3 protein-coding genes are annotated in these 9,808 nt (G+C 74.4%); all 3 read right to left on the reverse strand.

All coding sequences use genetic code 11. The annotated features are described in order from the left end of the window. On the reverse strand, positions 1-1,476 hold a 1,476-nt coding region (locus ACSLTV_RS35385), incomplete at its 3' end, for a condensation domain-containing protein (protein ID WP_435613668.1). 4 nt (positions 1,477-1,480) lie between these two features. Further along, positions 1,481-9,247, reverse strand: a complete 7,767-nt coding sequence (locus ACSLTV_RS35390; protein ID WP_435613669.1) for an amino acid adenylation domain-containing protein — start codon at positions 9,245-9,247, stop codon at positions 1,481-1,483. Further along, positions 9,244-9,808 (reverse strand): phosphopantetheine-binding protein (locus ACSLTV_RS35395; protein WP_432140070.1); only part of this gene is annotated, 565 nt, incomplete at its 5' end. The genes ACSLTV_RS35390 and ACSLTV_RS35395, both read right to left, overlap by 4 nt.

Genomic DNA, 9,808 nt, shown 5'->3' on the forward strand with positions numbered 1-9,808 from the left:
GAACTCCCCATAACTCAACGACTCCCCCTCCGCGATCACCGCCACCCGATCCGGATCACACCGCACCCGCTCCTCGAACACCCCCGGCAACGTCCCCTCCTCCACCACCACCGCCGTGTCGTTCACCCCCCGCACCAACCACTCACGCTCCTCCACCGACAACACCTCCACCGCACCCACCCGCAGGTGCGGGTCGGCGGAGACCTGTTCCAGCACGCGGACGAACCGGGCGACGATCGATTCGGCCGTGTCCCGGTCGAACAGCTGGGTGGCGTACTGGAGGTCGCCCCGCAGGCCGCCCGTCTCGTCCATCGCGATGCTGAAGAACAGGTCGGACAGCGCGGTCTGGGTGAGGTGCTGCTCGAACTCGACCGTCAGTCCCGGCAGTTCGAAGTCCTGTCGGGCGAAGTTCTGCCAGGCGAACATCACCTGGAACAGCGGCTGGTAGGCCAGGGAGCGTTCGGGGTTGATCTGCTCGACCAGGGTCTCGAACGGCACGTCCTGGTGCTCGTAGGCGGTCAGTGCCTTGTCCCGGACCTGGGCGAGAAGATCGGCGAAGGTGGGGTTGCCGGAGAGGTCCACGCGCAGGACCTGGGTGTTGACGAAGAATCCGACGAGGTCGGCCAGCGCCTCGTCGGTCCGGCCGGCGATCGGGCCGCCGATCGTCACGTCGTCCCCGCCGCCGAGCTTGCCGAGCAGCACTCCCACCGCGGCCTGGAGCACCATCGCCATGGTCATGCCGCGCTCGTCGGCCAGCTTCTGCAGGCCGGCCGCCACCGCGGGTTCCACCACCACGTCGACCGCCTCGCCGTGGGAGCTGCGCTCCGCGGGCCGGGGCCGGTCCAGGGGCAGGTTCAGCGGCTGCGGCACGCCCGCCAGTTCCGCGCGCCAGTAGTCGATCTGCGCGGCGGCCAGGCTGCCGGGGTCGTTCACGTCGCCGAGCAGCTCGCGCTGCCAGAGCGCGTAGTCCTTGTACTGCACGGGCAGCGGAGCCCACTGCGGCGGCCGGCCCTCGCGCCGGGCGGTGTAGGCGGCGGTCAGGTCACGTGCCAGCGGCCCTCCCGAGACGCCGTCGGAGGCGATGTGGTGGATGACCAGCACCAGGACGTGCTCCTCGGGCGAGCAGCGGAACAGGTGCGCCCGGAAGGGGATCTCGGCGGCCAGGTCGAAGCGGTGGGCGATGACCTCGTCGATCGCGCCGGGCAGTTCCCCGGGGCTCACGTCGACCAGCGGCAGCGGCACCGGCGCGTCCGCGGCCGCCAGGATCCGCTGGTGGGGCTCGTCGTCCTCGTCGGTCACGTAGGTGGTGCGCAGGGTCTCGTGGCGGCCGACCACGTCGCGGACGGCCGCCGCGAGGGCGTCCCGGTCGAGCGGCCCGGTCAGCCGGAACGCCGGGGAGATGTTGTAGGTCTCCGCCCCTGCCTCGATCTGGTGCGTCAGCCACATGCGGCGTTGTGCGAACGACAGCGGAATCACGGGTTCACTCCTCGACGGTCATCGGGCGGAGATGGGGGCGGAGGGGCACGGCCGACTCCTCGGACCAGGCGGCGAGCGCGGACACGGTCGGCAGGTCGAAGATCTTGCGGATGGGTATCTCGGTCCCCAGTTCGGCGCGCGCCCGGCTGATCAGCCGGGTGGCGAGCAGGGAGTGCCCGCCGAGCGTGAAGAAGTTGTCGTCGACGCCGACCCGGCCGACGCCCAGCACTTCGGCGAACAGCCTGGCCAGCGCCTTCTCCCGGGCGCTGCGCGGTGCCCGGAAGCCGGTGGTGGGCGTGAGGTCGGGGACGGGCAGGGCCTTCGCGTCGAGCTTCCCGTTGGGCGACAGAGGCAGCCGGTCCAGCGGCACGTACGCGGCGGGCACCATGTAGTCCGGCAGCCGCTCCGCGAGGTGGCGCTGCAGTGCGGCGTGGTCCGGGGCGCTCCCGCCGGGGGCGGGGACGACGTAGGCGGCCAGGTAGCGGGTGCCGCCGGCCTGCCGGGGCACGACGGCGGCCTGGGCGACGCCCGGGTGGGTCGTCAGGGCGGCTTCGACCTCCCCCGGTTCGATGCGGTAGCCGCGGATCTTGACCTGGGTGTCGATGCGTCCCAGGTGGTGCAGTTCCCCGTCCTCGGTGAGGCGGACGAGGTCGCCGGTGCGGTACATGCGGGACCCGGACGGCCCGTAGGGGTCGGCGACGAAGCGGTCGGCGGTCATGCCGGGCTGGCGGTGGTAGCCGCGCCCGGCGCCGGCCAGGTACAGCTCGCCCGGTGTGCCCGGGGGCAGCAGGGCGAGGGCGGGGCTCAGGACGTAGGCGCGCACGCCGGGGAAGGGGCGGCCGACGGGCACCCCGGCGGGGTAGCGCTCGCCGGGGTCCAGGAGGTGACTGGTGGCGTAGAAGGTCTCGCTGGGGCCGTAGCTGTTGATGACGCGTGCGTCGGGCCACAGGGAGCGCACCCGCGCCGCCAGGGCCGGGGTCAGTACCTCCCCGGAGATGTTCAGTGCCGTGGGGGTGATGCGGCCGGGGAGCTGGTCGACGAGTTCGGCGAAGGCGGACGGCACCGAGCAGACGACGTCGACGTCCCAGTGGTCCCGTTCGGCCAGCTCCAGCACGTCGCGGACGATCTCGGCGCTGCCGCCCGTGGTGAGCGCGGCGAACGTCTCGAAGGTGGCGACGTCGAAGCCGAACGAGGCGGCGACCAGGACCCGTGCCCCGTGTGCGGCTCCGGCCTGCGCGACCATCGTGTCCACGGCGTTGACGACGGTCTTGTGGGTGACGCACACGCCCTTGGGCACGCCGGTGGAGCCGGAGGTGTACACGACGTAGGCGAGGTGGTCGGGGCCGGCCGCGGGCCGCGGGGCGGCGGTGCCCGGCGTCGCGGCCGGGGCGGCGAGGTCGTCCAGCAGCACCACGGGGATGTCGGTGTCCGGGACGAGCGCGCGGGTGGCGCCGTCGGCCAGGATCAGCTCCGGGCGGGCTCCGGGCAGGACGTGCCGCAGGCGGGCGGTGGCGTAGGCGGGGTCGACGGGCAGATAGGCGCCTCCCGCCTTGAGCACCCCCAGGAGGGCCACCACCGCGTCCACCGTGCGCGGCAGGACCAGGGCGACCACGCTCTCCGGGCCGACCCCGCGCCCGGCGAGCCCGGCAGCAAGCCGCTCGGCGCGGGCGTCCAGTTCGGCGTAGGTCAGCGCCTCGGCGCCGGCCCGCACGGCGACCGCGTCGGGGGTCCGCGCCACCTGCGCCTCGACGCGCGCGGTGATCGTGTCGTGGGCAGGCGGGGTGGCCTCGGCGGCGAGCGGGCCGAGGACCCGCTCCCGTTCGGCGGGTTCCAGGGTGTCGATCCCCGCGACCCGCAACCCCGGGTCGGCGGCCAGCTGCCGCAGCACGCGGGCGAGGCGGGCCGCGTACGCCTCGACCGTGCCGCGGTCGAAGACGCGCGGCGCGTACTGGAAGGTGAGCTGCGGGTGCGGGTCGGCCGCGGCCAGCAGGCACAGCGGGTAGTGGTTGCCCGCCGACGGGCGCAGACCCGTGTAGGAGATGCCGCCCGCGGCGTCGGTGGCGGCGCTCAGCCCCTCCCGGTCCACGGGGTACGACTCGAAGACGAACAGTGTGTCGAACAGGGACTGCAGGCCGGTGGCTCGCTGGATCTCCGCGAGCCCGTGGAAGTGGTGCTCGGCCAGCGCGGCCTGCCGCTGCTGCAGCCGGGTGAGCAATGCGGCCACCGTGTCCCCGGGCGCGTACGTGACGCGTACGGGGACGGTGTTGATGAACATGCCGACCATCGACTCGACGTCCGGCACCGCGGGCGGCCGGCCGGAGACGGTGGTGCCGAAGACCACGTCCTGGCGGCCGGTCAGCTGTCCCAGCAGCAGCCCCCAGGCGCCCTGGACCAGGGTGTTGAGGGTGACGCCGAGGTCGGTGGCGCGGCGGGTCAGCGCGCGGGCCTCCTCGGCCGTGAGGGCGACGTCGACCTGGCCGCGGCCGCCGTCGTCGGCGCCGGCCGCGTCGGCGGCGAGCAGGGTCGGCTCCTCGACGCCGTCGAGTTCGGCCGCCCAGGCCCGCGCCGCCGCGTCCCGGTCCTGCCGTGCCAGCCAGCCGAGGAAGTGCCCGGGGTCGCGGGTGGCGGGCAGCGCGCCGGGGTCGCCGTCGGAGGCGTAGAGCAGCAGCAGGTCCCGCATGAGCAAGGGGGTGGACCAGCCGTCGTAGAGCGCGTGGTGGGCGGTCAGGACGAGTTCGGGCCGGCCGGGTTCGAGGACGGCGAGGGCCAGCCGCAGCAGCGGCGGGGTGGCCGGGTCGAAGTACCGGGTGCGGTCCTCCTCCAGGAACCGCTCGAACTCCTCGGTGCGGTCCGGCTCGTCGGCACCGGTCAGGTCGAGGTGGCGCCACGGCAGGGTCACCGCGGCGGGCACCACCTGCACGGCGTCGCCGTCGGCGCGGTCGGCGAACGCCGCGCGCAGGCCGGGGTGGCGGTCCAGCAGGGCCTGTCCGGCCCGGCGCATCCGCTCGGGGTCGACCTCTCCGGACAGGTGGAACACCAGCTGGATGTGGTAGGGGTCGAACGCGGCGCCGGCCAGGGTCGCCTGGAAGAGGATCCCGGACTGCGCCGGGGTCGTCGGCCACACCGCGGTGAGCCGGCCGTAGCGGGCCTCCCAGGCGTCGATCTCCGTCTGGTCCACGGTGACCAGGGGCGCGTCGCTCGGGGTCAGTCCGCCGGCGCCGGGTCGGGTGACGTGCCGGGCCAGGGCGGACAGGGCCTCGACCCACAGCCCGGCCAGTTCGGTCACCTCGTCCCGGGTGAGCACGCCCGTGGGGAAGCCGAAGTAGGCGGTGAGTTCGTCACCGTCGGGGGTGCCGGTGGCGACTACGTTGATCTCCAGCGCGGACAGCACCGGCAGGTCCGGGTCCGGTGCGGCGATCAGGTCCCGGTGGGTGGTGTCCGGGGCCCAGCCCAGGCCGCGCAGGTCCTCGGGGAGGTCCGCTGCGGAGGACCGGCCCAGGTAGTTGAAGCCGATCTGCGGTGCGCGCAGCCCGGCGAGTTCGCCGGCGGTGCGCGGGTTGAGGTGGCGCAGCAGTCCGTAGCCCAGGCCGTTGTCCGGCACTCCGCGCAACTGCTCCTTGACGGCCTTGACGGCCTGCCCGGCGGCCGGGCCGCCGGCGAAGGCGTCCGCCAGGTCGATGCCGGTCACGTCGAGGCGCACCGGGTACATCGCCGTGAACCAGCCGACGGTGCCGGACAGGTCCGCGCCGGGCACCAGGTGTTCCTCCCTGCCGTGCCCCTCCAGCCGTACCAGTGCGGCCGTGCCGCCGGACCGTGTCCGCCGGCGGTGGGCGAGGGCCAGGGCCAGGGCGGTCAGCAGCCCGTCGTCGGGGCCGCCGCGGAACAGCGCGGGCAGCGTGTCGAGCAGGGCCCGTGTGACGTGCGCCGGGACCTGGACGCGGACCGTGTCCGCGGTGCCGGCGACATCGAGCGCGGGGTCGAGCTCCCGGGCTCCGAGGACGGGTTCGTCCGCGCGCAGGATCTCCTGCCACCGGGGCAGTTCGGCCACCCGTGCGGGTGCGGCCGCCTCCTGTGCCAGGGCGTGCGTCCACCGGCGCAGGGAGGTTCCCGCCGGGGCCGGCGGCAGGGCACGGCCGTCCCGGACGGCCTGCCAGGCGGCCACCAGGTCGGGCAGCAGGATCCGCCACGAGACGCCGTCGACGACCAGGTGGTGCAGGACGATCAGCAGCCGGTCGTCGCCGGTGGCGGAGGTGAGGTGCACGAACTGCGCCATCACGCCCGCGTCCGGGTCCAGCCGGTCGGCGGTGGCGTCCAGCTCGGCCTGCACCCCGGCCGGGTCGTAGGGCGCCTCCCGTACCAGAGCGTCGGCGTCCACGCTGCCGGCGGGACCGATCAGCAGGCCGGGCCGCTCCCGGTCGAGCCGGGAACGCAGGACGTCGTGGCGGTCCAGGACCGCCCGGACGGTCGCGAGCAGTCCGGCGCGGTCGATGTCCGGGGGCAGGGTCAGGAGCGCGGACATGCAGAAGCGGCCGATGCGGCCGCCGAGGGCCAGCACGTGGGCCGCCGCCGGCGGCAGCGGGGCCGGTCCGACCCCGCCGCCCGGCAGTTCGGCCAGGACCACCCGGTCCTCGTCGCCGCGTTCTGCGACCAGTTCGGCCAGGCGGGCCACCGTGCGGTGCTCGAAGACCTCCCGGGTGCTGACCGTGACGCCGCGCGCCCGGGCCCGGGCGACGACCTGGATGGAGCGGATGCTGTCTCCGCCGGTGGTGAAGAAGTCGTCGTCCAGGCCGACGCGCCGGACGCCGAGCACGTCGGCGTAGACCTCTGCCAGGACCTGTTCGGTGGCGGTGCGCGGGGCCCGGTACTCGCCGCCGCCGAACTCAGGCTCGGGCAGGGCGGCCCGGTCGGTCTTGCCGTTGGCGGTCAGGGGGAGTTCGTCCAGGACCACGAGGTGGGCGGGGACCATGTAGTCCGGCAGCCGCCGGGCCGCGTACCGGCGCAGGTCGGCCACCGGGAAGGCGGAGCCGGTCCGCTCGTCGCCGTCCCGGGTGGCGGCCGCCGCCGGGGTCACGTATCCGACGAGCCGTTTCGCGCCGGTGGGGTCCTCGTGGGCCGTCACCACGGCGCGGGCGACCGCGGGGTGCCGGGCGAGCACGGTCTCGACCTCGGTCGGCTCGACCCTGATGCCGTTCACCTTGACCTGGGTGTCGGCGCGCCCCGCGTAGTGCAGATTGCCGTCGCGGTCCCACCGGGCGAGGTCGCCGGTGCGGTACATGCGCGCTCCGGCGGGTCCGAAGGGGCAGGCGACGAACCGCTCGGCGGTGGCCGCGCCGGCGCGGTGGTAGCCGCGGGCGAGCAGTCCGGCGACGTACAGTTCGCCGGTCACCCCGGCCGGGACGGGGGTCAGTTCCGGGCCCAGGACGTAGGCGCGCATGTGGGCGAGGGGGCGGCCGACCGGTACCGCGCCGCTCGCGGCCGACCGCGGCGGGACGGTGTGGGTGGAGGCGTAGAAGCTCTCTGTCTGGCCGTAGGCGTTGACGACGCGGACCCCGGGCAGGGCGTCGCGCACACGGTGCGCCAGGTCGGCGGAGAGGGCCTCCCCGGCGAAGACGACGGTGTCCGCGCGCAGGGTGACGCCGTCGGCGGCGACCTGGTCGAGCAGGGCGGAGAACACCGCCGGGACGGCGCTGACGGTGGTGCCCGACCAGCCGTCGCGCGACCCGAGTTCGAGCACGTCCTCGACGAGGTCGACGCACGCCCCGGTGGTGAGCGCCGTGAACGTCTCGAACACGGAGACGTCGAAGTTCACGGAGGTCGCGGCGAGCATCCGGGAGCCCTCCTCGACCCCGGTCACCCGGCGCAGGTCCGCCACGCCGCGCACGACGCAGGCGTGCGTGACCCCGACGCCCTTGGGCGTCCCGGTCGATCCGGACGTGAACATCACGTAGGCGAGGTGGTCGGGTGAGAGGCGGACGTCCGGGGCCGCGGGCGCCGCGCCGTCGGGGTCCGGCTCGTCGAGGTCCAGGTCGTCGAGGTGCAGAACCGGTGGCAGGCAGCCCGCCACGGTCGCCTCGGTGGCGCGGTCGGTCAGCACCAGTGCGGGCCGGGCGGCGTCGAGCAGCAGGGTGACGCGGCCGGCGGGGTAGTCCGGGTCGACGGGCAGGTAGGCGCCGCCCGCCTTGAGCACGCCGAGGAGGGCGACCACCAGGTCCGCGGTGCGGGGCAGCGCGACGGCCACCAGCACGTCCGGGCCGACCCCGCCGTCCCGCAGGAGGGCGGCCAGCCGGCCGGCGCGGGCCTCCAGTTCCCGGTAGGTCAGCGCGGTGCGGCCGTGGACCACCGCGGTGGCGTCGGGGGTCCGTGCGGCCTGGGCGGCGACCAGTTCCGGCAGCGTCGGGAGCCGCTCCGGCTCCCGCGGCCCTGCCGGGCGGGTCAGTTGTTCCCGTTCGGCGTCGGTGAGCACGTCCGTCGCGCCGAGCCGGGTCCCGGGATCGCCGACGACCTGCCGCAGCACCCGTACGTAGCGCTCGACGAGGCTCTCGGCGGTGGCGTGGTCGAACAGGTGCGTCGCGTACTCCAGGCGTCCTCGGGCGCCCCCGGAGGGGTCGGGGACGATGTTGAAGAACAGGTCGAACTTGGCGGTGCCCGTGCCCACCGGGACGGGGGTGACCCGCAGGTCCGGCAGCTCGATTCCGGACCAGGCGAACTGCCAGGCCAGCATCACCTGGAACAGGGGCTGGTAGGCGGTGGTGCGGTCCGGGTCGAGCAGTTCCACCAGGTGCTCGAAGGGGACGTCCTGGTGGTCGTAGGCGGCGAGGGCGCGATCGCGTACCTGGTCCAGCAGGTCGGCGAAGGCGGGGTTGCCCGACAGGTCGGCGCGCAGCACCCAGGTGTTGGCGAAGAACCCGACCAGGTCCTCCAGTTGCTCGTCGGCACGCCCCTCGATGGGACTGCCGATGGTCAGGTCGTTCCCGGCGCCGAGGTGGTGCAGGAGGACGGCGAGTGCGGCCTGGGCGACCATCGGGGCCGTGGCTCCCCGGTCGGCGGCCACCTTCCTGATCCCGGCGAGCAGGTCCGCGTCGAGCGCGATGTCGACGTGGCCGCCGCGGTGGTCGGCCGCCGTCGGCCGGGGCCGGTCCAGCGGCAGCTGCACCGGCTGGGGTACGCCGTCCAGTTCCTTGTGCCAGTAGGCGAGTTGTTCGGCGACGACGCTGGTGGGGTCGTCGGCCTCGCCCAGCATCTGCCGCTGCCAGAGCGTGTAGTCCTTGTACTGCACCGCGAGCGGCGCCCAGTCGGGCGCCGCGTGCCGGCGACGCGCGGTGAACGCGGTGACCAGGTCCCGCAGGAAGGGCGCCATCGACGCGCCGTCGGCGGCGATGTGGTGGAAGACGAAGACCAGCACGTGGTCCTCGGGGGAGACGCGCAGGACGGTGACGCGCAGGGGCGGTTCGGCGTCCAGGCGGAATCCCGTACGCACGGCCTCGCGCAGGGCGTCGTCCGTCGCGTCCGCTGCGACGTCGGCGACCCGGAAGGGGACGTCGGCCTCCTCCGGGGGCAGGATCCGCTGTTCGGGCGTGCCGTCGGCGTGCTCGACGATCAGGGTGCGCAGGCTTTCGTGGCGGGTGACGACGTCCGTCACCGCCGCGGCCAGCACCGCGGTGTCCAGCGGGCCCTGGAGGCGCAGCACGAACGGGATGTTGTAGGTCGCGGACGGCCCCTCCAGCCGGTGCAGGAACCACAGCCGGCGCTGGGCGAAGGACAACGGGATCATCGACGGTTCTCCTCTACGGTCATCTGGCGCAGTCGGGGACGGCTCGACCGGGTCTGCTTCCGGATCCGGTCCGCCAGCTGGGCGACGGTCGGATTGCGGAACACCGTCGTGACCTTCACGTCGACGTCGAACTCGGCACGGATACGGCCGACCAGCCGGGTGGCCAGCAGTGAGTGCCCGCCCTGGTCGAAGAAGTCGGCGTCGACGCCGATCTCGTCCACGCCGAGCAGGTCGGCGAAGAGCCGGCAGAGGACTTCCTCGTCGGGGGTGCGCGGTCCTCGGCCCACCGGGGCCTCGGTGGGGCCGGGCGCGGGGAGGGCGCCGCGGTCGAGCTTCCCGCTCGGTGTCGCCGGGAACGAGGCCAGCGGGACGATCGCGGAGGGGACCATGTAGTCGGGCAGGCGCTCGCGCACCGATTCCGTGAGGGCCTCGGTGTCGAAGGCGCACGGGTCGCTTCCGCCGGCCGGTACGACGTACCCGACCAGCCGTTGGTCGTCGGCGCGGTCCTCTCGGACCACGACGACCGCGCCGCCGACCGCGGGGTGCGCGGTCAGTACCGCC

The sequence above is a fragment of the Streptomyces sp. bgisy159 genome, from assembly GCF_965341775.1.
Classification (GTDB): domain Bacteria; phylum Actinomycetota; class Actinomycetes; order Streptomycetales; family Streptomycetaceae; genus Streptomyces.